The organism is Janthinobacterium sp. GL_088 (assembly GCF_057837845.1).
In genome coordinates this window covers 695,091-719,118 of record NZ_CM174453.1, presented here as the reverse complement: position 1 = coordinate 719,118, position 24,028 = coordinate 695,091, and the positions used below count along the sequence as shown (strand labels likewise).

Sequence of the window (24,028 nt, the reverse complement as noted above, 5' to 3'; positions counted from 1 at the left end):
TTATTTCTTGCCGCGGCGCGAGACGATCATGGAAGTCGTACGCTTGTTGCTGCGTGTTTTCTTACCCTTGGTCTGTTGGCCCCATGGCGAAACTGGATGACGACCAGCTGCTGTTTTACCTTCACCACCACCGTGCGGGTGATCGACCGGGTTCATGACCACACCGCGAACGGTAGGACGAACACCGCGCCAGCGCATCGCACCAGCTTTACCGATTTTACGCAGGCTGTGCTCGGCATTGCCGACTTCACCAACCGTTGCACGGCACTCGATGTGCACGCGACGTACTTCACCCGAGCGCAGACGCACTTGAGCGTAGGTACCTTCACGTGCCATCAGCACAACGCCAGCGCCGGCGGTACGTGCCATTTGGGCACCTTTACCTGGCAGCATTTCGACGCAATGCATCACGGTACCGACCGGGATGTTACGGATTGGCAAGCAGTTACCCGATTTGATCGGTGCTTCCGAACCGTTCATCACGCTGTCGCCAACGGCCATGCCTTTGGTTGCGATGATGTAGTGACGTTCGCCGTCGGCGTAGCACAACAGAGCGATATTCGCGGTGCGGTTTGGATCGTATTCGATACGTTCCACTTTCGCTGGAATACCATCTTTGGTGCGCTTGAAGTCGATCAAGCGGTAGTGTTGCTTATGACCACCACCGATATGACGGGTGGTGATGTGACCGTTGTTGTTACGACCAGCGGTCTTGGATTTCTTTTCAACCAGGGCAGCGAATGGACGACCTTTGTACAGGTCAGCATTCACCACCTTCACCATGCCGCGACGGCCTGGCGAGGTTGGTTTCATCTTAACGAGTGCCATTATGCAGCCTCCTCGGAGAAGTTGATTTCCTGGCCAGGCTTCAGGCACACGAAAGCACGCTTGGTATGGTTACGACGACCGTTGAACTTGCCGGTGCGCTTTTGCTTACCTTCGCGGTTTGCAGTTTGCACGGACAGAACTTCAACCTTGAACAGCAGTTCGACCGCTGCCTTGATTTCAGGCTTGGTTGCATCCGGCAGTACGCGGAATACAATTTGCTCGTTCTTTTCCGCGACCATGGTGGCCTTTTCGGAAATCACGGGCGCCAACAGCACCTTCATCAAGCGTTCTTCGCTATGTTTCAAAATCGCGCTCATGCCAGCATCTCCTCAATCTTGGCCAATGCAGCTTTGGTGACCAGGATCTTCTTGTAGAACACCAGGGACATCGGGTCTGCGTGACGTGGCTCAACGACGAGTACGTTAGGCAGGTTGCGCGATGCCAGTTCCAGGTTTTCGTTCAGAACGTCGGTGATGATCAGAACCGAATCAAAGCCCAGGCCGTTCAATTTTTGCGACAGCAGCTTGGTTTTTGGCGCGTCGATCGTCAGATCGTCGATGACGATCAGGCGCTCTTCGCGAGCCAGCTGCGACAGGATCGAGCAGATACCTGCGCGATACATCTTTTTGTTCACTTTGTGGGTGAAGTTTTCGTCAGGCGAGTTCGGGAAAATCCGACCACCGCCGCGCCACAGTGGCGACGACGACATACCAGCACGAGCGCGGCCGGTACCTTTTTGGCGCCATGGCTTTTTCGTCGTGTGGTGAACTTCTTCACGGTCTTTTTGCTTGCGGTTACCACTACGTGCATTCGCTTGATAAGCGATGACGACTTGGTGGATCAGCGCTTCATTGTAGTCACGGCCGAAAATCGTATCGGCTGCAGCAACGTTCGAGGCGGCTTGACCTTGCGCATTCAGAAGCTTGAGTTCCATCGTTTAAGCTCCCTTCTTGGCTTTGGTTTTGATGGCTGGCGAGACAACTACCTGGCCATTTTTCGCACCTGGAATCGCGCCTTTGACCAGCAACAGCTGACGGTCGGCATCGATACGGGCGATCACGAGGTTCTGGATCGTACGGTTAACGTCACCCAGATGACCGGTCATGCGCTTACCAGGGAAAACGCGACCTGGATCTTGTGCCATACCGATGGAACCTGGAACGTTGTGCGAACGCGAGTTACCGTGCGTTGCACGGCCAGAAGCGAAGTGGTAACGTTTGATAACGCCTGCATAGCCTTTACCGATGGTAACGCCTTGCACGTCGATCTTTTGACCGACTTCGAACAGGGAAGCAGCGACAACATCGCCAGCTTTCAGTTCAGCGGCTTTGGCAGCGTCGACACGGAACTCTTTCAACAGAGTACCGGCTTCAACACCAGCTTTAGCGTGATGACCAGCAACAGCTTTGGTCACGCGGGAAGCGCGACGTTGACCGAATGCGACCTGAACAGCGGAGTAACCATCTGTTTCAGGGGTTTTGATTTGCGCAACACGGTTGTTCGATACGTCCAACACGGTGACCGGGATCGAATCCCCTTCATCCGTGAAAATGCGCATCATACCAACCTTGCGACCGAGAAGGCCTAGGCTCATTTTTTCTCCATTCCCACCTGCGATTGGGCGGGGCTTGTTTAACTACAAAGTAACGTAGGACTCAAAAAAGACGAATCCATACCGAAGCCGGCTAGTATATAGCACAAAAACCCTTGACGCAACAAGTTAACACGAGGTATGTCAAAGTGTTGCAAGACGCCCCTGCGGGAGTTGTCGGCGCGCCTGAAAAACGCTGCCGCAAGGCAATTTAACGGCAGCAAAGCACGGCGGCATGCGGCCTGCCGCACCGGGCGCCACCGGCGGCAAGTCAGTGGCAGCCGCGGAAACAACAAGGGCGCGTACACGGCGTACGCGCCCCTTGCCCTCCTCCATCCTGCCCTCCTGTATCAGGCCTGGCGCCCGGCGGAGGGCGACTCAGCTCAGACCTTGCACTGCTCGATGCAATGCTGGTAGACCATCTCGCAAATCGGGCTCGAGGCCGAACCGGGCATGCCGCCCGAGCACGTATTGGCCCGGATGGCGCACTCCAGCGTGCAATCATTGCCAGCCATGGCATACGAGGCGCTGCAGCCGATGGCAAACAGGAATAACGCGATTTTCTTGTACATGCATGTCTCCAATTGTGTTTTTTTCAGGAATCAAAGCGTACCCAGGCAAGCTGCCGGGAGCAGGTGCTTACTTCTGGCAATTGGCCAGACAATGCTCGTACAAGTCCTCGCAGATGGGGCTGCCACCGAGGTGCGCCCGGCAATTGGCCACCTTCTGCCCGCACTCGCTATAGCACTGCGTGACATCGCCGGCGGCAAATGCATACGAGGCGCTCAGGCCCAGCGCAAACAGGAAAGCCATCGTCTTCTTGATCATATTTCATCTCCGTTTATCAGATGGAACAACAACCAGGACGACACGCCATCCTCGCACCGCCCCGGGCCGGCGCCACGGCGCCCGCCATTACCTAAAAAGCAATGCCAATAGAATACCGTAAACAATACCAACCAACTACCAATTATTGTGCCACCTTCGTTCCGGCCAAATAAAAAGCCAGCCAGGACACATCACCGTCATGGCTGGCTGCAAATGCGGAGGCGCATGGCGCCCGGATGGCCCCTATTCCTGCGGCGCTCCTTTGCCAATCTGATACCAGTCAACCTTGCGCGTCGCCACCATGATGGCGGCCAGGACGGCGAACAGCAGGATGCTGCCCATCACCAGCGCATTGTTTTCCGAGTTCAGCAATCCGTACAGGGCGCCATACAGCATGGTCAGCGCCACGCCGAAGCCGATGCCGCGCCAGGCGTTGTGCAATACATGCGCCAGGTAAAAACTGGTCAGCGCGATACAGGCGGCGCTGGCGATCAGGTAAGCGGCAAGGAAAGCGATATGCTCGGCCAGGCCCACCAGCAGCAGGAAGAAGATCACCAGCGACAGGCCCACCAGCAAATACTGCACCGGGTGGATCGGCAGACTTTTCAAAATTTCAAAGATGAAGAAGGCGGCAAACGTCAGCGCCACAAACAGCAAGCCATACTTGGTGGCCCGGTCCGACTGCGAATACACATTGATCGGCTCGATGAAGCCGACGCTGAAACGGTCCACCTGGCCCAGCGGTGCGCTGTCGGGCACCTTGAACTCGCCCTCGATCGTGCTCAGCTGCGTTTGCGCATTGCTGGCCAGCGACGAGATATTCCATTCGACCTGAAAGCCATCGGCATTGATCTGGCGGTGTTTCGGCGACGGCAGGAAGCGGCCGCCAAACTGCGGATGGGGCCAGTTCGACTTGATGCTGATCTGGCTGTTTTTCGCCACCGGCACGAAATGCTGGCGTTCGATGCCGTCCAGTCCCAGGTCAAAACTGAATTTCACCTGCTGCGCTTGCGCCAGCGGCATGGCGCCCAGGGGTGCATGCAGGCCGCTGCGGAAGGCAAACAGGTCGGTGCCCTGTTCGAATTCGATCTGGCGCCCGCCCCAGTCGATTTTCGGGATGTTGCGGATGCCGCGCACGTCCTCGATGGACAAGGCAACAAACGGCTCGCCCAGGGTCACGCGCGCGTCCGGCGTCTTGCGCGGCAACTGCTCAAGACTGGGCACCGTGAAGTCGCCCTTGAACGCATGCTGGCCGCTGTACACCAGCACCTGGTGGATGCCACGGTAGCGGCGGTCGGTCTCGATGGTGCCTTCCTGCAGCAAGAGGTTCGGGTACACCAGCAAGCGGCGCTGCATGACGCGGCGCTGCACCTGCGTCTGCGCCGGCACGCTGCCTTTCTGCTCCTTGTCGACGGCGATCTCGACCCGCTCGTCATATTGCTCCACATACGGGATCACGAGGATGGGACCGATGATGGTTTGTTCGCGCACCGAATCGGCGGCGATGCTGTTGACGGCTTCCTGGCGGAATTCCATCCGCTCCTTGATCGTTTCCTGAATCATCAGCAAAGGCAGGCCGATCAGCAGCATCAGGCCGAACACGATCAACGCTTTGACTAACAGAGTTTTTTGCATGGCGCATCCTTGAAGTAAGGCGGCCAGTGTAAAAAAGCTGTGTGCGCTGACGATGCAGTCTGTGTGAAGCCAGTAAATAAAGTGCGCTAAGCCAGCAGCGGCAGACACAGGCGCGCACAGGCGCCGCCCTCCGCATGATTGAGCACCTCGACCGTGCCGCCATGCAGCGAGGCCACCTCGCGCACGAAGGGCAAGCCCAGGCCCGTGCTCTTGCCGGCGCTCGGGCGCGGCAGGGAATAGAAACGCTCGAAGACGCGTTCCAGCGCATACGCGGGGATGCCCGCGCCACGGTCGCGCACGGCAATTTCGACCTGGCTGCCCTGGCGCCGCGCCGTCAGGTCGATGCAGCTGTCCGGTGGCGCAAAGCCGGCCGCGTTGTCGAGCAAATTGCCCAGCGCCTGGCGCAGCAGCAAGGCGTCCCCGGCCACACTGCCCTCTTCCGCCTGCAACTGCAGGCGCACGCCGCGCGCCGCCAGGGTGGCGGCCGCATCCTGCTCCACTTGCGCCAGCAATGGCCCCAGCGCGATGCGCTCGGGATGATCCAACCGTTGCTGTTTTTCCACGCGCACGAGGGCCAGCAGCTTGTCGATCAGCTGCCGCTGGCGCGCATTCTGTTCCAGGATGCTGGCGAGAAACTGGCGGCGCTCGGCCGGCGGCATGTCTTCCTGCAGCAGCTCGGCCGAGGCCTGGATGGCGGCGATCGGGCTTTTCAATTCATGCGCCAGGGTGTGCATCAGCTGCTCCACGTATTCCTTGCCTTCCAGGCGCGTGCGCATCGCCTCGAGCGCCCGCCCCAGAGTGCCGATCTCGTTCTTTCCCAGCGCCGGCAGCGCCACCTTGCGCCCCGCTTCCACGTCGCCGATGTAATGCATCAGCTTGCCCAGCGCATGGTGCAGCCACCAGGCGAATGCCAGGCCGATCAGCAGCGACAGCAGCAACAGGATGGCGCCGCGCTGCAATATCTTGCGTTGGCTGCGCTCGACAAACGCTTGCACGCTGGCGTTCGGCTTGGCCACCGTCAGCACGCCGATCACCTCATTGCCGTCGCGAATCGGCGCGGCCACGTGCATCACCGTCGACATCTCGTCGTCGGGCCGGCTGCGCGTGCTGCGCGCGCCATACTTGCCCTGCAAGGTGAGGTACACGTCATTCCAGCGCGAATAGTCGCGCCCCACGTCGCGCCCGCTGGAATCGAACAGCACGATGCCGTGCCGGTCCGTGATGGTGATGCGGTAATCGAGGGTGCGCTTGCGCACGCCATTGATATTGACGTCCACGCCATGGCGCGCGTAATCCTGCATGCGTTCGGCCACGGGCGACTGCGCCAGCGTGCCCGCCTTCAGGTCGGGCGCCACCAGGCTGGCCAGCAGCTGCGAAGTGTCGACCAGGGTGTCTTCCAGGGTCGAACGCACGCCGGGCTTGACCTGCTCCATGAAGACATTCAGCAGGAACCACGCAGCCAAGCCCACGATCAGGAAGTAGCCGAGCAGGATGCGCAGGCCGATCCTCATGCGCCGGCCAGGCTGTAGCCGAGGCCACGGTGGGTGTGGATGGGATCGACCTGCGCATCGACGGCACGCAGCTTGGCGCGCAGCGATTTGACGTGTGCGTCGACTGTGCGCTCAAGCGTATCGGGCGCCCCGCTCCACACGCGCTCCATCAGCTGCGCGCGCGACAGCACGTGGCCCGGATGCTCGAGCAGGGTTTTCAGTAACAGGTATTCATAGCGGGTCAGGTCCAGCGGCTGGCCGTGAAAGAGCACTTTCGCCTCCAGCGCGCGCAACTCGAAGCGCGCCGGCGCGGCGGCAGGCGCGGCTATCGTCATGCCAGTCTCGCGGGGAGCTTGCGCGACACCCGCGCGGCGCAGGATGACGCGGATGCGCGCCACCAGTTCGCGTGGCGAAAACGGCTTCGTGACGTAATCGTCGGCGCCGATTTCCAGGCCGACGATGCGGTCGATCTCGTCGCTGCGAGCCGTCAGGAAGATCACCGGCACCTCGGAAAACTGGCGCAGCCGGCGGCACACTTCCAGCCCGCTCATGTCGGGCAAGCCCACGTCAAGCACTACCAGAACGGGCATCTGCGCGGCTTCGCCGGGCGTTGGGCGCAGCGCGGCCAGGGCGTGCTCGCCCAACATCACATGGCGCGGCGTAAAGCCGTCCGTGCGCAAGGCATAGGCGATGCTGTCGGCAATCGCCTGTTCATCTTCCACGATCAGGACAGTCTTGGACATGGCGGCGGCACGCATTAGTGGACAGACCCGGAGTATCCCTGAAGCACGCAAGCGGCGTCAATCGCGCGCCTTGCCACGCGCCGGCAAAAAGCCACCCGCTCGAAAAAACTTATAGTATATTTATCGCAGCATGACTCCACCGATACACCGTGTTTGACACCCGTCCGAGGAGACTATGAAGAACCATACCATCAGCCTGCTATGCGCTGTCAGCCTGCTGGCCGCCTGCGCGGCGCCAGCGACGATCACCACCTCCAATGAACAGCAAGACGCCTGCAACGCGGCCGAGCTCAAGGGCCAGTTTGGCGAAGCGGAACTGGCTTGCGTACAGGCCCTGCACAGCGCCGAGCAGGCCGGGGCCAGCGCGGACATCCTCTCGCAGCGCCAGTACAACCTGGGCCGCATCAAGCGCTTGCAGGGCAAGAATGCCGAAGCGGAGCAGCTGTACCGGCAAGCGCTGGCCACAGAAGAATCGGCGCAGCCACGCAGCGATGCGCGCGTCGGCCGCCGCATGGTGGAACTGGCGTCGGCCCTGGCCGCGCAAGGCAAGTGGCAGGAAGGCACAGGCTATCTGGAACGCGTGCTGCCGTTGCTGCCGAAGCTGTCGCCCGCCTCGCGCACGTATTCGGCGCAAGTGCTGCGCCAGTACGCCAGGCAGCTGCAAGGCGGTCCGCAGGCTGCGCTCGGCAATCGCTTCGACGCGGTGGCGGCCAGCCTGTAATAAGCAAACCCCGGAGCCCGGCCTACGGCTGGGCGACGTGGATGCTGGCCTTGATGTGCTTGAGGTGGGCCACGATGGTGAACGTCATCACCACCAGCAGCGACCAGGAGCTCCATTTGCTGACATGCACGACCGACCAGGCGCCAAGCTGGTTCGGATAGCGCCACACGCCCCAGAAGGTACTGATGTTTTCAGCCAGCCAGATGAAGAAGCCAACCAGCACGAAACCGAGCAGCAAGGGCATGCTGCGGTCGCGGTCGAGCGGACGAAATACCACCGTGGTGCGCGCGTACAAACCCAGCGCGCAGGCGGCCAGATACCAGCGATAGTCGCCGATGTAGTGATGGGTGAAGAAGTTGGCGTAGATCAACACGGCGATCAGCACCGCCATCCAGTACGGCGGATGATGACGAATCCGCATGTCGAGCAGGCGCCAGGTCTGGATGATGTAGCTGCCGACGGCCGCATACATGAAGCCGGAAAACAGGGGAACGCCGAACACCTTGGTATAGGCAAAGTCGGGATAGCTCCACGACTGGATCGTCCCCGATACCTTGAACACTTCCAGCGCGAAGCCGACCGCATGGAACAGGCAGATGGCCTTCAATTCATCCCACGTTTCCAGTCCGCTCCAGACCATCGCGCCCTGGATCGCCAGCGCCACCAGCAGCAATACGTCATAGCGTGGCAGGCCGAACAGGCCGGCGCGCGGCACCAGGAACACGGCAGCAAAAAACAGTCCCACAAACAGGCACGACCTTGCCTCCTTGATGCCGAAATACAGGAATTCGGTCAGGAAGCGCGGCCAGCCGCGCAAGCACTGACGGGGAGTGGCATTTAACAGGTGGGTATCGAGGGCATTAAGCATGCAGCAACTTTATCGGCCGGCCGCGGCACTGTAAAGCGATTTTGCAGAGATGCGCAGGCACCAATAGCTGGGGCCGGGCGCACTCACGATCGTGAGCAGGCCCGGCCCCATCATCAGGCAGCGGGACACCACGCCGGCCTGCTTAAAAACGATTATTGCAGTTTGATTTCGACATCAACACCAGCTGGCAGGTCCAGCTTCATCAGCGCGTCAACGGTTTTGTCCGTTGGGTCAACGATGTCCATCAGGCGTTGGTGCGTACGGATCTCGAACTGATCGCGCGAAGTTTTGTTGACGTGCGGGGAACGCAGCACGTCGAAACGCTGAATACGGGTAGGCAGTGGTACTGGGCCTTTGACGACAGCGCCGGTGCGCTTCGCGGTTTCAACGATTTCCAGAGCGGACTGGTCGATCAGTTTGTAATCGAAAGCCTTCAGGCGGATACGGATTTTTTGGTTTGGTGCCGACATGATATTTCCTTAAAAGAACGAACCGCGCGGTCTGCACGGCAATGAGGTCATACGGGAATTTCTGACGCAACAACCGTCAGGGTCGACATGATAGCACCAAAATGCTTGCCAACCCCGGCAGTTGAATAAAAAGAAGGGCGCCGGGCGACGACGCGTCTTCTTTTATGCAGGCTTAAGAATTAAGCCAGGATTTTTGCAACAACACCAGCGCCGACGGTACGACCGCCTTCACGGATAGCGAAGCGCAGGCCTTCTTCCATCGCGATCGGGTTGATCAACTTGACGGTGATCGACACGTTATCGCCTGGCATGACCATTTCTTTGTCTGCTGGCAACTCGATCGAACCAGTTACGTCCGTCGTGCGGAAGTAGAACTGTGGACGATAGTTGTTGAAGAATGGCGTATGACGGCCGCCTTCGTCTTTCGACAGAACATAGATCTCGCCGGTGAAGTGCGCATGCGGCTTGATCGAGCCTGGCTTGGCCAGAACTTGACCACGTTGCACGTCTTCACGCTTGGTGCCGCGCAGCAGCAGACCAACGTTGTCGCCAGCTTGACCTTGATCCAGCAGTTTGCGGAACATTTCCACGCCGGTGCAAGTCGTTTTGACGGTATCGATAATACCGACGATTTCGATCTCTTCGCCGACTTTAACAATGCCGCGCTCGATACGACCGGTCACCACGGTACCGCGACCCGAGATCGAGAACACGTCTTCCACTGGCATCAGGAAAGCACCGTCAACAGCGCGCTCTGGCGTTGGGATGTACGAATCGAGGGCATCGGCCAGACGCAGCACTGCGTCAACGCCCATTTCGCCTTCTTTGCCTTCCAGCGCCATACGGGCCGAACCTTTGATGATAGGCACGTCGTCGCCAGGGAACTCATACTTCGACAACAGCTCGCGTACTTCCATTTCAACCAGTTCCAGCAGCTCTGCGTCGTCGACCAGGTCGCACTTGTTCAGGAACACGATGATGTATGGAACGCCAACTTGGCGGGCCAGCAGGATGTGTTCGCGGGTCTGTGGCATTGGGCCGTCAGCTGCGGAGCATACCAGGATCGCGCCGTCCATCTGGGCAGCACCGGTAATCATGTTTTTGATGTAATCGGCGTGGCCTGGGCAGTCAACGTGCGCGTAGTGACGCGATTCCGTTTCGTACTCGACGTGGGCGGTGTTAATCGTGATACCGCGCGCTTTTTCTTCTGGTGCTGCATCGATCTGGTCGTATGCTTTAGCTTCGCCGCCGAATTTCTTCGACAGAACCGTTGCGATTGCAGCGGTCAGCGTGGTTTTACCGTGGTCGACGTGGCCGATGGTGCCGACGTTGACGTGCGGCTTGGTCCGTTCGAATTTACCTTTTGCCATTTTATTCTTCCTTAGAACAATGATTTAAATGTAGGGACCGGCATTCTCGTGAAAGCCGGCCCGGAACTTCTATTACTTAGCTTTCGAGCTTACGATTGCTTCAGTCACATGCTTAGGTGCTTCAGCATAGTGCTTGAATTCCATCGTGTAAGTCGCACGACCTTGGGTCGACGAACGCAACGACGTAGCGTAACCGAACATTTCCGACAGAGGCACTTCGGCCTTGATGATCTTGCCGCCACCGCCAGCAATTTCATCCATACCTTGCACCATGCCGCGACGCGACGACAGATCGCCCATCACGGTACCGGCGTAGTCTTCCGGTGTTTCCACTTCCACGGCCATCATTGGCTCCAGGATGACTGGCGATGCTTTGCGGCAGCCATCTTTGAATGCCATCGAAGCGGCCATGCGGAATGCATTTTCGTTCGAGTCAACATCATGGTACGAACCGAAGAACAGCGTGACTTTCACGTCGACGACTGGGTAACCAGCCATCACGCCCGAAGTCAGCGTGTCGCGCACACCTTTTTCAACTGCAGGGATGTATTCGCGAGGAACGGTACCGCCCTTGATCGCGTCAACGAATTCGAAGCCCTTGCCCGGTTCTTGCGGTTCGATCTTCAGAACCACGTGACCGTATTGACCACGACCACCCGATTGCTTGACGAATTTGCCTTCCGACTCTTCGCACACTTTACGGATCGTTTCGCGGTAAGCCACTTGTGGCTTGCCGACGGTCGCTTCAACGTTGAATTCACGCTTCATACGGTCAACGATGATGTCCAGATGCAACTCGCCCATACCGGCGATGATGGTCTGGCCCGATTCTTCATCGGTACGCACGCGGAACGATGGATCTTCTGCTGCCAGGCGGTTCAGCGCCAGGCCCATTTTTTCCTGGTCGGCCTTGGTTTTTGGCTCGACTGCCTGCGAAATCACTGGCTCAGGGAAGACCATGCGCTCCAGAACGACGCTTGCCTTCTCGTCGCAAAGCGTATCGCCAGTGGTGGTGTCTTTCAGACCCACGACAGCGGCGATGTCGCCAGCGCGCATTTCCTTGATTTCTTCGCGTTCGTTCGCTTGCATCTGCACGATACGGCCGATACGCTCTTTCTTCTGCTTCACGGAGTTCAACACCGAGTCGCCCGAATTCAGGGTACCCGAGTAGCAACGGATGAAGCACAGCTGACCGACGAACGGATCGGTTGCGATCTTGAACGCCAATGCCGAGAATTTCTCATTGTCGTCAGCGGCGCGCTCGACTGGCTGCTCGTCCTCGTCCAGACCTGGGACAGGTGGAATGTCGATTGGCGATGGCAGGTACTCGATGACCGCGTCCAACATGGCTTGTACGCCCTTGTTTTTAAAGGCGGTACCGCACAACATTGGAACGATTTCGCTGGCGATGGTACGCTGACGCAGGGCAGCCTTGATCTCTTCTTCCGAGAGGTCGCCTTCTTCCAGGTACTTGTTCATCAGGTCTTCCGACGCTTCAGCAGCGGCTTCAACCATGTTCTCGCGCCACTTGGCAGCATCAGCAGCCAGGTGTGCAGGAATCTCGCCGTATTCAAACTTCATGCCTTGCGAAGCGTCGTCCCAGATAACCGCTTTCATCTTGACCAGATCGATAACACCGGTGAAGACATCTTCAGCGCCGATAGGCATCTGAATAGGTACTGGGTTGGCTTTCAGACGCGAACGCATCTGATCGTAGACCTTGAAGAAGTTGGCGCCGGTACGGTCCATCTTGTTCACGAAGGCCAGACGTGGCACTTTGTACTTGTTAGCCTGACGCCATACCGTTTCCGATTGTGGCTGCACGCCGCCGACTGCACAGTAAACCATGCAGGCGCCATCCAACACGCGCATCGAACGTTCCACTTCAATGGTGAAGTCAACGTGGCCTGGGGTGTCGATGATGTTGATGTGGTGAGCTGGGAAGTTGTTTGCCATGCCTTTCCAGAAGCACGTAACAGCAGCCGAGGTAATCGTGATACCGCGCTCTTGCTCCTGTGCCATCCAGTCGGTGGTGGCAGCGCCATCATGGACTTCGCCCAGCTTGTGGTTCACGCCTGTGTAGAACAGGACGCGCTCGGTCGTGGTCGTCTTACCTGCATCGATGTGAGCGGAGATACCGATATTACGATAGCGCTCAATGGGGGTCTTGCGGGCCATAATTAATCCTAAATGAATGGACAAAACCGAGCAGCATTTTTTTGCAAAAATGAGCCCGGCCTCGAACAACAGATGCTTGACAGCCGCCTTGCGGTAGCTGGCTTTATATTAGAAGCGGAAATGCGAGAACGCTTTGTTCGCTTCAGCCATACGATGGACTTCGTCGCGTTTTTTCATCGCGCCGCCGCGGCTTTCAGCCGCTTCCATCAGCTCACCGCCGAGGCGTTGTGGCATCGATTTTTCGCTGCGCTTGTTAGCAGCTTCACGCAACCAACGCATGGACAGAGCCATACGACGGACTGGGCGAACTTCGACCGGCACCTGGTAGTTTGCACCACCGACGCGACGGGATTTCACCTCAACCAACGGCTTGGCGTTGTTGATTGCGGTAGCAAAAACTTCGAGTGGATCTTTACCCGATTTTGCTGCGATGTGCTCGAAAGCACCGTAGATGATGTTTTCTGCAACCGATTTCTTACCGGACAGCATCAGCACGTTTACAAATTTAGCGACATCAGTGTTGCCGAATTTTGGATCTGGCAAAATTTCGCGCTTGGGTACTTCACGACGACGTGGCATATCAATTCCTTTCAATCTTCAGTTGAGCGCGCGTTCTTCGCACACTCGCGGACGACCATCATAGTCTTCCACTTACTCGACCAGATGCGGTCGACTACATTCACTTAGCTAGTTGCCACTGAGCGAAACTTGGGTTTGCTGCGTACAACTTATTACTTCTTGCCAGCTTTAGCGCGCTTGGTACCGTACTTCGAACGCGATTGCTTACGGTCTTTAACGCCTTGGGTATCCAGGGCACCGCGAACCATGTGGTAACGCACACCCGGCAAATCCTTGACGCGACCGCCGCGCAACAGCACAACACTATGCTCTTGCAGGTTATGGCCTTCACCGCCAATGTACGAAATGACTTCGAAACCATTGGTCAGACGAACTTTAGCGACTTTACGCAGAGCCGAGTTAGGCTTCTTTGGAGTCGTGGTGTAAACACGTGTGCAGACGCCACGTTTTTGCGGGCTGTTTTCCAGCGCCGGCGATTTGCTCTTCACGGTCAAAGCGACGCGTGGATTGCGAATCAATTGATTGATGGTTGGCATCGTTATAAATCCAACAAAAAACTACGATTAATAACCCGGGCAAGATGCCCGGCGACTAAAACCTCGTCCCGCTTTCATCTACTGCGCACCGGAGGCGCCCGCAGCCACTCGATAAGGAGCGGCCATGAAATGCCAAGCAATACGTAAACGATGAGCAGAATAAAATCGAGAACTCGCTAGTTTAGACCTTGTGTTACAGGGGGTCAATCGGTTTACCGCTTTTTGCTATAAAAAAAGGCAAAAAAGCGCGACTTTTGTGGCATTTTGACTAATTTTTGACCGCAGCACGCGGATGCCGGCACCTCGCGGCGCTTGATGATTTGGCATTCTTTCCCTGCAACCAAGCATCGGGCGCGCACATTCTTGTATGACCGCAAGACAACAAAAGGATTGATAATAGCGGACATTTTTCGCTGCCCTCCCCTTATGCGCTCCTTGCTTCGCCCTGACTATCTGTTCCTGCTCCTGACGTATGCCTTGCTGACGGCCGTGCCTTTCGTCCCCGCGCTGCTGGGGCGTGCGCCCGAGCATCCCTGGCAGATGCTCACCTTCGAGCTGCTGGCCTGGCTGGCCGTCTGGAGCGTGTTTAAGCGTCCCGCCTGGTTCCACTGGCTGCTGGTGCCGGCCTTCCTCGCCCTGCCGACAGAAATCTACCTGTTCATCTTCTATGGCCAGGGCATTTCCACGCACCACCTGGGGATCATCTTCGAAACCAGCCCCAAGGAAGCAATGGAATTCCTCGGACAAAAGGTCTGGCTGATGGGCGCCGTCATGCTGGGCGTGAGCGCCTGGTGCGCGCTCAGCTGGTATGCGGCCACCCGCACGCGCAACCTCGACTGGCGCGGCAAGACGCGCCCGGCCGCCTTCGTGCTGCTGCTCCTGCTGGGCGGCTTCTGGTGGTATGGCTACGAATTCGGTTTCGACGCCAAAGTCCTGCACAGCACCCCAGCATCAGCCAAGGCCAGTCAACCGGCGGCCAGCGGCAAGGCGGGCGCCTCAGGCTTCGGCGACGCCAGTTCGGCCGACGACGACACGGCCGAGGAAGACGAGGAAAGCAGCAAGCCGGAGAACGCCAGCATCGCCGGCGCCGACGAGACGGGCCTGGGCTGGCCCAGCCTGCCTCATTGGGCTCGCCTGCCCTACGCCTTCGACACCGTCAGCAATTCCTGGCCCTTCGGCCTGGCCGCGCGCGGCTTCGACTTCTATAAAGAACGCCGGTACCTGGCCGAACTGGGACAGAAAAGCAGCAGCTTCCGTTTCGGCGCGCACCAGCAACAGCCCGATCCCCATCCGGAAGTGGTGGTCATGGTGATCGGCGAATCGTCGCGCTACGACCGCTGGAGCCTGAACGGTTACGAGCGCGACACCAATCCCCTGCTGAAACAGGAAAGCAACCTGGTGCCGCTGGCCGACGTCATCACGGCCGTTTCCGCCACGCGGCTGTCCGTGCCCGTCATCATCTCGCGCAAACCGGCCACGCAAAGCCTCAAGGATGGTTTCTCGGAAAAATCCTTCCTCACCGCCTACAAGGAAGCGGGCTTCAAGACCTACTGGCTGTCGAACCAGATCTCGTTCGGCCAGTTCGACACGCCCGTGTCCGTGTTTGCCAAGGAAGCGGACGTGGTGCAATTCCTGAACCTGGGCGGCTTTACCAACAATTCGAACTTCGACCAGATCCTGTTCGACCCGTTCAAGAACGCGCTGGCCGACCCGGCACCGAAAAAACTCATCGTGCTGCACACCCTGGGCAGCCACTGGAACTACAGCCAGCGCTATCCGAAGGCGTTCGACAAGTGGCAGCCGTCGCTGTTCGGCGTCGACAAGCCCGTCTACACGGACACGGCCATCAAGCCGCAGCTGAACAACAGCTACGACAGCTCCATCCTGTACACGGACTGGTTCCTGTCGAACGTGATCGGCATGCTGAAGGACGACGGCCAGCGCACCGCCCTGCGCAGCTCGCTCGTCTACGTGGCCGATCACGGCCAGACGCTGTACGACGGCACCTGCCGCCTGGCCTTCCACGGCCACAACACGCAGTTCGAATTCCACGTGCCCGCCTTCGTCTGGTATTCGCCGCAATTCCAGCAGCACTATCCGGACAAGGTCACGCAGTTGCGGCGCCATCAAAAGGCCCGCCTGTCGACGGAAAACATGTTCCACACCCTGCTTGACCTGGGCGACATCCGCTTTGCCGGCGAACAGCCCGAATGGAGCATCGCCAGCCCCCGCTTCAAGCAGCACAAGCGCTACGTCGACAGCTATGGCTGGACCAACTACGACAACGCCATCATCCGCGGCGATTGCCGCGAAGTGATCGACAAGAGCACGCCCGAAAAGCAGGAAAAGTAAGCCCGGCCCTCAGGCCCGTTCGAGCACGCCGCCGCAATCGGCCGGTTGCGCCATATGCGTGCTGAGCCAGTCGAAGACGCGCCCCGCCTTGTCCGCGATGCCGGCGTCAAAACCGCGCTGTGCCAGCAAGGCGATGCCATTCGTCGCTTGCAGCACGCCGGGCGCCAGTAGCAGCGCACCGGCGTCATCGCGGCGCACGCACCACGGCGCCAGGCAGTCTTCCAGCAAGGGTCCCAGCACCAGGTTATGCGACGAGACGATCACCAGGTGGCCCGCGGCCAGGCTGTGCAACACGGCGGCCGCGGCCGCCACGGATTCAAGGTGGTTCGTGCCGCGGAAGATTTCATCGATCAGGAACAGCGCCGGCGCGCCCTTCTCGGCCAGCGCCAGCAATTCGCGCGCGCGCCGCAATTCGGCGATATACAAACTTTCGCCGCCATCGAGCGAGTCTTCATTCTGCATGCTCGAATACAAGGGCAGCATGGGCACCAGGGCCGCCTGCGCATAACAAAAGCCGAAAGCCCGCGCACTGATCAGATTGAGCCCCACGCCGCGCAACAGGGTACTTTTGCCCACCGCATTCTGCCCCGAAATGAACGCGCCACGGCCATCGAGCCGCAGCGACAGGGGCTTGGCACCTGCCAGCAACGGATGGACCATGGCATCGAGCGACAACTGCCGCGCATCGCTTTCCTGCGCCCAGCAAAACTCTTCGCGACCGCGCAGATGGCGCGCCAGGGCCAAGTCCGCCTCCAGGTCGGCCAACAGCAGGAAACTCTGGCGCAGGAAGGCGCGTTCGCGCCGCACCACGCGCAGGCTGTGAAAATAGCGCCGGATATTGCCCAACATGAGCCAGTCGTCATATTCGCTCAGCAAGGGAACCATCTTGATCCAGCGCACTGGCGTAATCTGCCGACTGATCACGCCGGCAGCCCGTCCGCCTTCTCGCAGCTCCGCCGTGAATGCCGTATCGAGCGCCCCCAGACGGCCATGCACCAGCAGTATCTGCTGCAAGGTAAAGACGCTGCGCTCCCACGGCTTGCAACGCTCGTAAAAACGCATCTGCAACGCCATCAGCGAGAACCAGACGGCCACCGCGACGGCCCATGCCAGCGGCGCAAACAGCCACGCAGTCAGCAGCGATGCCAACAGCGCCAACGGCGGTAGCAGCAGCCAGCGGCTCCACCACGGCGGCGCGGGCGGCGCGGCACCACACAGCAGCGCAGCCACTTCCACGTCTGCCGTGCGCAGCGGCAGCATGGCTTGCTCGATCACCGCCTGCTGTGCCGGCGCGGCCAGCAAGGCCGCGATGCGCGCACACGATGCGGCGTCCGCCGTGCCGCTGGCCAGGCGCTGATGCAAGCGCTGCTGGCCAAGAATGCTGGTCTGCGTGGCCAGTTGCGCATGGTAGGCATCCAGCAGCATTTCATTCCACGTCTGGCTATCGAGCTGGGGCACACCACCGTCGATGCGCTGCAGCATGGCGATGTCGCTGGCGGCAAATGGATAATCGAGTTCCGGCGGTTCGGGCAGGCTGGCAAACTGGCGCAACCAGGGACGCAGGCGGGCAAAAAGAGAGGGCGAAGGCGACATCATGCTCCAAAAAAGGGCCAGCATGGCGCCGCGCGCCATCACTGCCTGTGCCGCAGATCAGGTCGATTGCCAGAATATCAAGATCCATGCGCAAACGCCGCGACAGTGCGGCGCCCGCGGACATGCTGGACAGCGCGGACACGGCGGACAACCGGACGCCAAATTTTTTTACCATTCAAATCAATGACTTAACAACTGGCATGGATCGTGCACTGGAAACGACATCCTTCACGAGACATGACCATGATCCGCGATACTTCCTCCCAAGACGCCGTACTGTCCGCCCCGCCGGGCCAGCGCCACAAGCAACGCGCCCTGCTGCTGGCTGGAGCCGTCATCGTCATCGGCGGCGCCATCGCTGTCGTTGCCGGCTGGCGCAGCAGCGAGCATTCCGTCAACAGCAACCGCCTGCGCATCGCCGAGGTCACGCGCGGCACCCTGATCCGCGACGCGGCCGTCACTGGCCGCGTGGTCGCCTCGATCAGCCCGACCTTGTACTCGACCACCGTGGCCACTGTGACCTTGAAAGCCAAGGCGGGCGACACGGTGAAAAAGGGCGATATCCTGGCCGTGCTGGAGTCGCCGGACCTGTCCGACGCCCTCAAGCGCGAACAATCGAGCGTGCAGCAGCTGGAGGCGGAAGTGGCGCGCCAGCAGATCCTGGCCAAGAAGCAGAAGCTGCTGGCGCGGCGCGAAGCCGATACGGCCGAAATCGAGCGCCTGTCCGCACAGCGCACGCTCGAACGCTACGAAAGCGTGGCGCAAGTAGGCATCATTGCCAAGATCGATTACCAGAAGGCCAAGGATGCCTTGAATTCGGCCGATATCCGCAGCAAGCACGCTTCGCAGGCGGCAGGACTGGAAAGCGAAGACGTGACCCTGGCCCTGAAAACAAAAAGCAATGAACTCGAACGCCAGCGCCTGAGCCGCGACAACGCTCAGCGCCGGGTCGACGAGCTGACCGTGCGCGCGCCCGTCAACGGCTTTATCGGTACCCTGTCGGTGGCCAACCGCAGCGTGGTGCAAGCCAATACGGCTTTGATGACCCTGGTCGACCTGTCGCAGCTGGAAGTCGAACTCGAGGTGCCTGAAACCTATGTGGCCGACATCGGCCTGGGTATGCGCGCCGAGATCGAAACGGGCGTCATCAAGGCGACCGGCAAGCTGTCGGCGCTGTCGCCCGAAGTGGTCAAAAACCAGGTGCTGGCGCGCGTGCGTTTCGATGGCGCGCAACCGGCCGGCCTGCGCCAGAACCAGCGCGTGGCGGCGCGCCTGCTGATCGATGAAAAACCGAATGTGCTGATGCTGGCGCGCGGCTCCTTCGTCGAAGCCGAAGGCGGCCGTTTCGCCTACGTCGTGCGCGATGGCGTGGCGACGCGCACACCGATCAAACTGGGTGCGACCAGCGTGTCGGCAGTGGAAATCCTCGACGGCTTGAAGCTGGGCGATAAGGTGGTCGTCGCCGGCACGGAAAACTTCGAGAACGCTGCCCGCATCTCGCTCAACTGACACATCATTCAACTTATATCCTGAGAGGCCCTCCATGTTGCGCATGCAAAACCTGAGCAAAGTCTACCGCACCCACATGATCGAAACCCACGCCCTGCGCGGCTTCGACATCCATGTGCGACAAGGTGAATTCGTCACCGTCACGGGGCCGTCCGGCTCAGGCAAGACAAGCTTCCTGAACATCGCCGGCCTGCTCGAGGAATTCACGGACGGCGAATACATCCTCGACGGCGTCAACGTCAGGGGCATGGACGACAATGCCCGCTCGCGCCTGCGCAATGAAAAGCTGGGCTTCATCTTCCAGGGTTTTAACTTGATTCCCGACCTGTCCCTGTTCGACAATGTCGACGTGCCGCTGCGCTACCGGGGCTTCAACCGCGCCGAGCGCAAGGAGCGCATCGAGGAAGCACTGGCCAAGGTCGGCCTGGCGTCGCGCATGAAACATTATCCGGCCGAATTGTCGGGCGGACAGCAGCAGCGCGTGGCGATCGCGCGCGCGCTGGCCGGCTCGCCCAAGCTGCTGCTGGCCGATGAACCGACGGGCAACCTCGATACGCAGATGGCGCGCGGCGTGATGGAACTGCTGGAAGAAATCAACGCGCAAGGCACCACCATCCTGATGGTCACGCACGATCCGGAACTGGCGCTGCGCAGCCAGCGCAATGTGCACATCATCGACGGCCAGGTGTCGGACCTGGTGCAGCACCGCGCCACGCTGTCGGCCAAGCCGCAGCACCCCGTGACAGCGTAAGGAGAGACCATGTTCCGCTACTATTTCACGCTGGGCCTGCGCAGCCTGCGCCGCAACCGCGCCCTGACGGCGCTGATGGTGCTGACCCTGGCCGTCGGCGTGGCCGCCAGCGTGTCCACCGTCACCATCCTGCACGCCATGTCGGGCGATCCGCTGCCGCACAAGAGCGACCGCCTGTTCGTGCCGATGATCGACATCCTGCCCGTCAAGGGCTACGTACCCGGCGACAAACCCAGCTTCGCGCAATCCCAGATGAGCTATATCGACGCGCGCAATTTCATGGCCAGCAAAGTGGGCGTGCGCCGCACCGTGATGTACGGCGTGGCCGGCCCGGTCGAGCCCTTGCGCAAGGATATCGGCGTCTTCAATGCGCAGGGCATGGCGCCCACGCGCGACTTCTTTGCCATGTTCGAGCCGACGTTCCTGTACGGCCAGCCATGGAGCGAAGCCGACGACGCCAGCGGCGCCGATGTGATCGTGCTGAGCCGCGCGCTGTCCGAAAAGCTGGTCGGCAGCAGCAATCCGGTCGGCCAGCGTGTCACGGTGCTGGGCCGGCCCTACATGGTGACGGGCGTGCTGGCCACCTGGGATGTAGTGCCACGCGCCCATCACATTATCGGCAGCAAGGGCGCATTCGGCCCGGAGGATGAATTCTTCATTCCGTTTGCCAGCGCCATCCGCCACGAAACCGAGCACGATGGCGGCATGAGCTGCAACGGCGACAATAACGCACCCGGCTACCAGGGCAGGCTCGCGTCGGGCTGCACCTGGCTGCAGTTCTGGTTCGAAATGGCCAGCAGCGGCGAGCGCGGCCAGCTGCAGCAGTACCTGGACGCCTATGCGGGCGAGCAGCGCAAGCTGGGACGCATGAAGCGCAACGCGCCGAACAGCCTGTACGACCTGAACGAGTGGATGAGCTTTTTGCAGGTAGTCGACAACGACAACAAGCTGGCGGCCTGGCTGGCCTTCGGCTTTCTGCTGCTATGCCTGGTCAATACCATCGGCCTGCTGCTGGCGAAGTTTTCCGTGCGCGCCAGCGAGGTGGGCATCCGCCGCGCGCTGGGCGCCACGCGGCGCGACATCTTCCGCCAGTTCCTGATCGAAAGCGGCGTGATCGGCCTGGCCGGCGGCGTACTGGGCTTGCTGCTGGCGCTTGGCGCGCTGGCCGTGGTCAGCCGGCAGTCCGAGGACCTGGGCACCGTCGCGCACATGGATGTACCGATGCTGTTGCTGACGTTTGCCATGTCGGTGCTGGCGGCCCTGATGGCCGGCCTGTTGCCCACCTGGCGCGCCTGCCAGGTGACGCCGGCTATCCAGCTCAAATCCCAATGAACATCCTTTACCCTACATGAGGTCCAGCATGGAAATCCGTCCCATCCTGTCGGCGCTGATGCGCAGCAAAACCGGCGCCGTCCTGGTGGCCGTGCAGGTCGCGATCAGCCTGGCCATCCTGGCCAACGCCCTGTATATCGTCAACGTACGCCAGGCCGTCGCCGCGCGGCCCAGCGGCGTGGCTGCTGAAAACGACGTTTTTTACGTCAATATCCAGAACCTCAATCGAGGCAGCCATGAGCGCCAGCTCGCCGAACAGAAGCGCCAGGCGGCACTGCTGCGCGCACTGCCGGGAGTGATGTCGGTGGCGCAAACGTCACAGGCGGTGCTGTCGCGCTCAGGCCACTCCACCAGCGTGTCGGCCAAGCGCGGCCAGGCCTCGGCCAGCGCCGAAGTGTCCACCTATGTCAGTCCCGATTCGCTGATCAGAACGTATGGTTTGCAATTGGTCGAAGGGCGCGATTTCCAGCCCGACGAGGTGCCCGAAATCAACGAAGACGTCGACGAGAGCTCGCCCAAGGTGCTGATACTGACGCGGGCGGCGGCGCAAAAGATCTGGCCCGGCGAGGCCAGCTTTGTCGGCAAGACCTTGTACCAGGGCACCGGCTCGGATGACCCGGAACTGCGCGTGGTGGGCGTCGTCGAGCGGCTGCAGACCCAGGGAGCGCAAACCAAGCCCCGTGGCGAATACTCGGCGCTGCTGCCGGCGCGCCTGACGGGCGGGCGTGGCCTGCTGCTGTACGCCGTGCGGGCAGAACCTGGCCAGCGTGACCGGCTGATGCAGGAGGCGGAACAGGCCATCCGCACCTCCAGCACGGACCGGCTGCTGGTCACCACCGACACCCTGGAACAGCATCGCAAGGCGCGCTACCGGGCCGACCAGGGCTTGTCATGGATGCTGATCTCCGTATCGACCCTGCTGCTGCTGGTGACGGCCAGCGGCATCGTCGGCATCGCCAGCCTGTGGGTGACGCAGCGGCGCAAGCAGATCGGGGTACGCCGTGCACTCGGTGCGCGCCGCATCGACATCCTGCGCTACTTCCTGACCGAGAATTTCATGATCACCAGCGTCGGCGTGGCGTGCGGCGTGCTGCTGGGATTGGGCTTGAACCAGCTGCTGGTGAGCCAGCTGGAAATGGCGCGCCTGCCACCCGGCTATCTGCTGGCCGGCGCGCTCGTGTTCTGGCTGCTGGGCGTGGGCGCCGTGTACGGCCCGGCCTGGCGCGCGGCCAGTATTTCGCCGGCCACTGCCACCCGCAGTACCTGAGCCGGCACCTGAGTGATATGCTGCGCGCATGCCTACCGTACTGATTATTGACGACAATGCCGCCGTGGCCATCGCGCTCGACGTGCTGTTCTCCTTGCACGAGATCGACGCCGTGCGCGCCGCCTCGCCCGAGGAAGGCCTGCAGCTGCTCGAACGCCACGCCATCGACCTGGTGGTGCAGGACATGAACTTCACGGCCGACACCACATCGGGCGAGGAAGGCAGCGCGCTGTTCCACGCCATCCGCGCGCGCCACCCGGACCTGCCCGTGATCCTGCTGACGGCATGGACCCAGCTCGATGCGGCCGTCGACCTGATCAAGTCCGGTGCGGCCGATTACCTGGCCAAGCCGTGGGATGACCGGCGCCTAATCGCTTCCGTGCAGAACCTGCTGGAACTGGGACAGGCCAACCGCGCGCTGCGCCAGCGCGTGGTGGCCGAGCAGCGCCAGCGCCACACCCTGGAGCACGACTTCGACTTGCGCGGCATGGTGTGGCAAGACCCGGCCACGGAAAGAGTCGTGCACCTGGCGTGCCAGGTGGCGCGGGCCGACGTGGCCGTGCTCATTTCGGGGCCGAACGGCAGCGGCAAGGAACGCATCGCCGCCATCGTGCAAGCCAATTCCCACGTTGCCAGCGGCCCCTTCGTCGTGCTCAATTGCGGCGCCGTGCCGGTCGAGCTGATCGAGGCGGAACTGTTCGGCGCCGAAGCGGGCGCCTACACGGGCATCACGCGCGCGCGCGACGGCAAGTTCGACGCGGCCGACGGCGGCACCTTGTTCCTCGACGAGATCGGCAACCTGCCGCTGGCCGGTCAAATGAAACTGCTGCGCGTGCTGGAAACGGGACGCTTCGAGCGCCTCGGCTCGAACCGCGAGCGGCAGGTGAAAGTACGCGTCATCAGCGCCAGCAACGCCGACCTGCCGGCGATGATCAAGGCCGGCACGTTTCGCGAAGACCTGTTCTACCGCCTGAACGTGATCGAACTGCGCCTGCCGCCGCTGGCCCAGCGCCCGCTTGACATCCTGGTGCTGGCGCGGCATTTCCTGGGCAGTGAAAAAACCCTGGACGCCCAGGCCGAGGCCACCCTGCTGGCCCATGGCTGGCCGGGCAATGTGCGCGAACTGAAAAACGTCATGCAGCGCGCCAGCCTGCTGACGGCCGGTCCGGTGATCGGCGCGCAGGAGACGGGCTTGCCGCTGGCCGGTATGCCGTCGCTGCGCGCGCCGCAGGATGCTGCCGTGACGGAGCCGGACCGCGACAGCGTCGCCGCGGCGCTCGCGCGCGCGCACGGCGTGGTGGCGCAGGCGGCGCAGGAACTGGGGCTGTCGCGCCAGGCGCTGTACCGGCGCATGGAACGCCTGGGCATCGCGCGCGGCTGATGGCCT

The 24,028-nt window shown here is 60.8% G+C and carries 23 protein-coding genes; 7 read left to right on the top strand and 16 right to left on the bottom strand.

Annotation, left to right across the window (positions count from 1 at the left end):
* The 9 genes from rplB to creB all read right to left on the bottom strand — a co-directional run bounded on the left by rplB (position 1) and on the right by creB (position 7,115).
* A complete protein-coding gene (rplB, locus tag AC3IQ7_RS03145; RefSeq protein WP_034753198.1) occupies positions 1 to 828 on the bottom strand; it encodes a 50S ribosomal protein L2 in 828 nt (275 codons plus the stop codon).
* Positions 828 to 1,145 (bottom strand): 50S ribosomal protein L23, encoded by a 318-nt coding sequence (gene rplW / locus AC3IQ7_RS03140; RefSeq protein ID WP_010394398.1) that lies wholly within the window; start codon positions 1,143 to 1,145, stop codon positions 828 to 830. Before rplW ends, rplB begins: the two co-directional genes overlap by 1 nt.
* Positions 1,142 to 1,762 (bottom strand): 50S ribosomal protein L4, encoded by a 621-nt coding sequence (gene rplD, locus AC3IQ7_RS03135; RefSeq protein WP_034753197.1) that lies wholly within the window; start codon positions 1,760 to 1,762, stop codon positions 1,142 to 1,144. Before rplD ends, rplW begins: the two co-directional genes overlap by 4 nt.
* 3 nt (positions 1,763 to 1,765) lie before the next feature.
* Entirely contained in the window at positions 1,766 to 2,422 is a 657-nt protein-coding gene (gene rplC, locus AC3IQ7_RS03130; RefSeq protein ID WP_010394393.1) for a 50S ribosomal protein L3, read from the bottom strand.
* Positions 2,423 to 2,802: 380 nt separating this feature from the next.
* The gene (locus AC3IQ7_RS03125) at positions 2,803 to 2,991 is read right to left on the bottom strand and encodes a hypothetical protein (RefSeq protein WP_489208343.1); all 189 of its coding nucleotides are present in this window, start codon (positions 2,989 to 2,991) and stop codon (positions 2,803 to 2,805) included.
* A 67-nt stretch (positions 2,992 to 3,058) separates the two neighbouring features.
* Entirely contained in the window at positions 3,059 to 3,247 is a 189-nt protein-coding gene (locus AC3IQ7_RS03120) for a hypothetical protein (protein WP_099378435.1), read from the bottom strand.
* Between the two features lie 243 nt (positions 3,248 to 3,490).
* Positions 3,491 to 4,882, bottom strand: a complete 1,392-nt coding sequence (creD, locus tag AC3IQ7_RS03115) for a cell envelope integrity protein CreD (protein ID WP_176387682.1) — start codon at positions 4,880 to 4,882, stop codon at positions 3,491 to 3,493.
* An 86-nt stretch (positions 4,883 to 4,968) separates the two neighbouring features.
* Positions 4,969 to 6,393, bottom strand: coding sequence for a two-component system sensor histidine kinase CreC (gene creC, locus AC3IQ7_RS03110; protein WP_489208342.1), 1,425 nt, complete (start codon positions 6,391 to 6,393; stop codon positions 4,969 to 4,971).
* Positions 6,390 to 7,115: a two-component system response regulator CreB gene (gene creB, locus AC3IQ7_RS03105; RefSeq protein WP_322426688.1), complete on the bottom strand. Its 726-nt coding sequence runs from the start codon at positions 7,113 to 7,115 to the stop codon at positions 6,390 to 6,392. The genes creC and creB overlap by 4 nt, the downstream gene beginning before the upstream one ends.
* A 175-nt stretch (positions 7,116 to 7,290) precedes the next feature.
* Here creB and AC3IQ7_RS03100 point away from each other — a divergent pair, with 175 nt between their 5' ends.
* Positions 7,291 to 7,836: a tetratricopeptide repeat protein gene (locus AC3IQ7_RS03100; RefSeq protein WP_489208341.1), complete on the top strand. Its 546-nt coding sequence runs from the start codon at positions 7,291 to 7,293 to the stop codon at positions 7,834 to 7,836.
* Between the two features lie 22 nt (positions 7,837 to 7,858).
* Here AC3IQ7_RS03100 and AC3IQ7_RS03095 read toward each other — a convergent pair whose 3' ends face one another.
* The 6 genes from AC3IQ7_RS03095 to rpsL form a co-directional block, all read right to left on the bottom strand.
* A complete protein-coding gene (locus AC3IQ7_RS03095) occupies positions 7,859 to 8,704 on the bottom strand; it encodes a DUF817 domain-containing protein (protein WP_322426686.1) in 846 nt (281 codons plus the stop codon).
* A 152-nt stretch (positions 8,705 to 8,856) separates the two neighbouring features.
* The gene (gene rpsJ, locus AC3IQ7_RS03090) at positions 8,857 to 9,174 is read right to left on the bottom strand and encodes a 30S ribosomal protein S10 (RefSeq protein WP_010394389.1); all 318 of its coding nucleotides are present in this window, start codon (positions 9,172 to 9,174) and stop codon (positions 8,857 to 8,859) included.
* A 179-nt stretch (positions 9,175 to 9,353) separates the two neighbouring features.
* Entirely contained in the window at positions 9,354 to 10,544 is a 1,191-nt protein-coding gene (gene tuf, locus AC3IQ7_RS03085; protein ID WP_100875273.1) for an elongation factor Tu, read from the bottom strand.
* A 72-nt stretch (positions 10,545 to 10,616) separates the two neighbouring features.
* The gene (gene fusA / locus AC3IQ7_RS03080) at positions 10,617 to 12,722 is read right to left on the bottom strand and encodes an elongation factor G (protein ID WP_099380512.1); all 2,106 of its coding nucleotides are present in this window, start codon (positions 12,720 to 12,722) and stop codon (positions 10,617 to 10,619) included.
* A 108-nt stretch (positions 12,723 to 12,830) separates the two neighbouring features.
* The gene (rpsG, locus tag AC3IQ7_RS03075; RefSeq protein ID WP_010394377.1) at positions 12,831 to 13,301 is read right to left on the bottom strand and encodes a 30S ribosomal protein S7; all 471 of its coding nucleotides are present in this window, start codon (positions 13,299 to 13,301) and stop codon (positions 12,831 to 12,833) included.
* Positions 13,302 to 13,453: 152 nt separating this feature from the next.
* The gene (gene rpsL / locus AC3IQ7_RS03070; RefSeq protein ID WP_010394376.1) at positions 13,454 to 13,837 is read right to left on the bottom strand and encodes a 30S ribosomal protein S12; all 384 of its coding nucleotides are present in this window, start codon (positions 13,835 to 13,837) and stop codon (positions 13,454 to 13,456) included.
* A 426-nt stretch (positions 13,838 to 14,263) separates the two neighbouring features.
* On the opposite strand from rpsL, the gene AC3IQ7_RS03065 reads away from it, so the two are divergent.
* Positions 14,264 to 16,189 (top strand): phosphoethanolamine transferase, encoded by a 1,926-nt coding sequence (locus AC3IQ7_RS03065; protein ID WP_489208340.1) that lies wholly within the window; start codon positions 14,264 to 14,266, stop codon positions 16,187 to 16,189.
* 9 nt (positions 16,190 to 16,198) lie between these two features.
* Here the strand turns inward: AC3IQ7_RS03065 and AC3IQ7_RS03060 are convergent, their stop codons facing one another.
* The gene (locus AC3IQ7_RS03060) at positions 16,199 to 17,806 is read right to left on the bottom strand and encodes a MutS-related protein (protein WP_489208339.1); all 1,608 of its coding nucleotides are present in this window, start codon (positions 17,804 to 17,806) and stop codon (positions 16,199 to 16,201) included.
* A 219-nt stretch (positions 17,807 to 18,025) separates the two neighbouring features.
* Between AC3IQ7_RS03060 and AC3IQ7_RS03055 the strand changes: the two genes are divergently transcribed.
* Genes AC3IQ7_RS03055 through AC3IQ7_RS03035 form a run of 5 tightly spaced genes read left to right on the top strand, consistent with a single transcriptional unit; the run spans position 18,026 to position 24,022 of the window.
* Complete coding sequence (locus AC3IQ7_RS03055) at positions 18,026 to 19,291, top strand: efflux RND transporter periplasmic adaptor subunit (protein WP_489208338.1); 1,266 nt, start codon at positions 18,026 to 18,028, stop codon at positions 19,289 to 19,291.
* Positions 19,292 to 19,325: 34 nt separating this feature from the next.
* Positions 19,326 to 20,042 carry an ABC transporter ATP-binding protein gene (locus AC3IQ7_RS03050; RefSeq protein WP_099380513.1) on the top strand — a complete coding sequence of 239 codons (717 nt, stop codon included), beginning with the start codon at positions 19,326 to 19,328 and terminating at the stop codon, positions 20,040 to 20,042.
* Positions 20,043 to 20,051: 9 nt separating this feature from the next.
* Positions 20,052 to 21,374 (top strand): ABC transporter permease, encoded by a 1,323-nt coding sequence (locus AC3IQ7_RS03045; protein WP_099380514.1) that lies wholly within the window; start codon positions 20,052 to 20,054, stop codon positions 21,372 to 21,374.
* Between the two features lie 28 nt (positions 21,375 to 21,402).
* Complete coding sequence (locus AC3IQ7_RS03040) at positions 21,403 to 22,641, top strand: ABC transporter permease (RefSeq protein WP_099380515.1); 1,239 nt, start codon at positions 21,403 to 21,405, stop codon at positions 22,639 to 22,641.
* Positions 22,642 to 22,669: 28 nt separating this feature from the next.
* A complete protein-coding gene (locus AC3IQ7_RS03035; RefSeq protein ID WP_489208337.1) occupies positions 22,670 to 24,022 on the top strand; it encodes a sigma-54-dependent transcriptional regulator in 1,353 nt (450 codons plus the stop codon).
* Positions 24,023 to 24,028 lie beyond the last annotated feature (6 nt).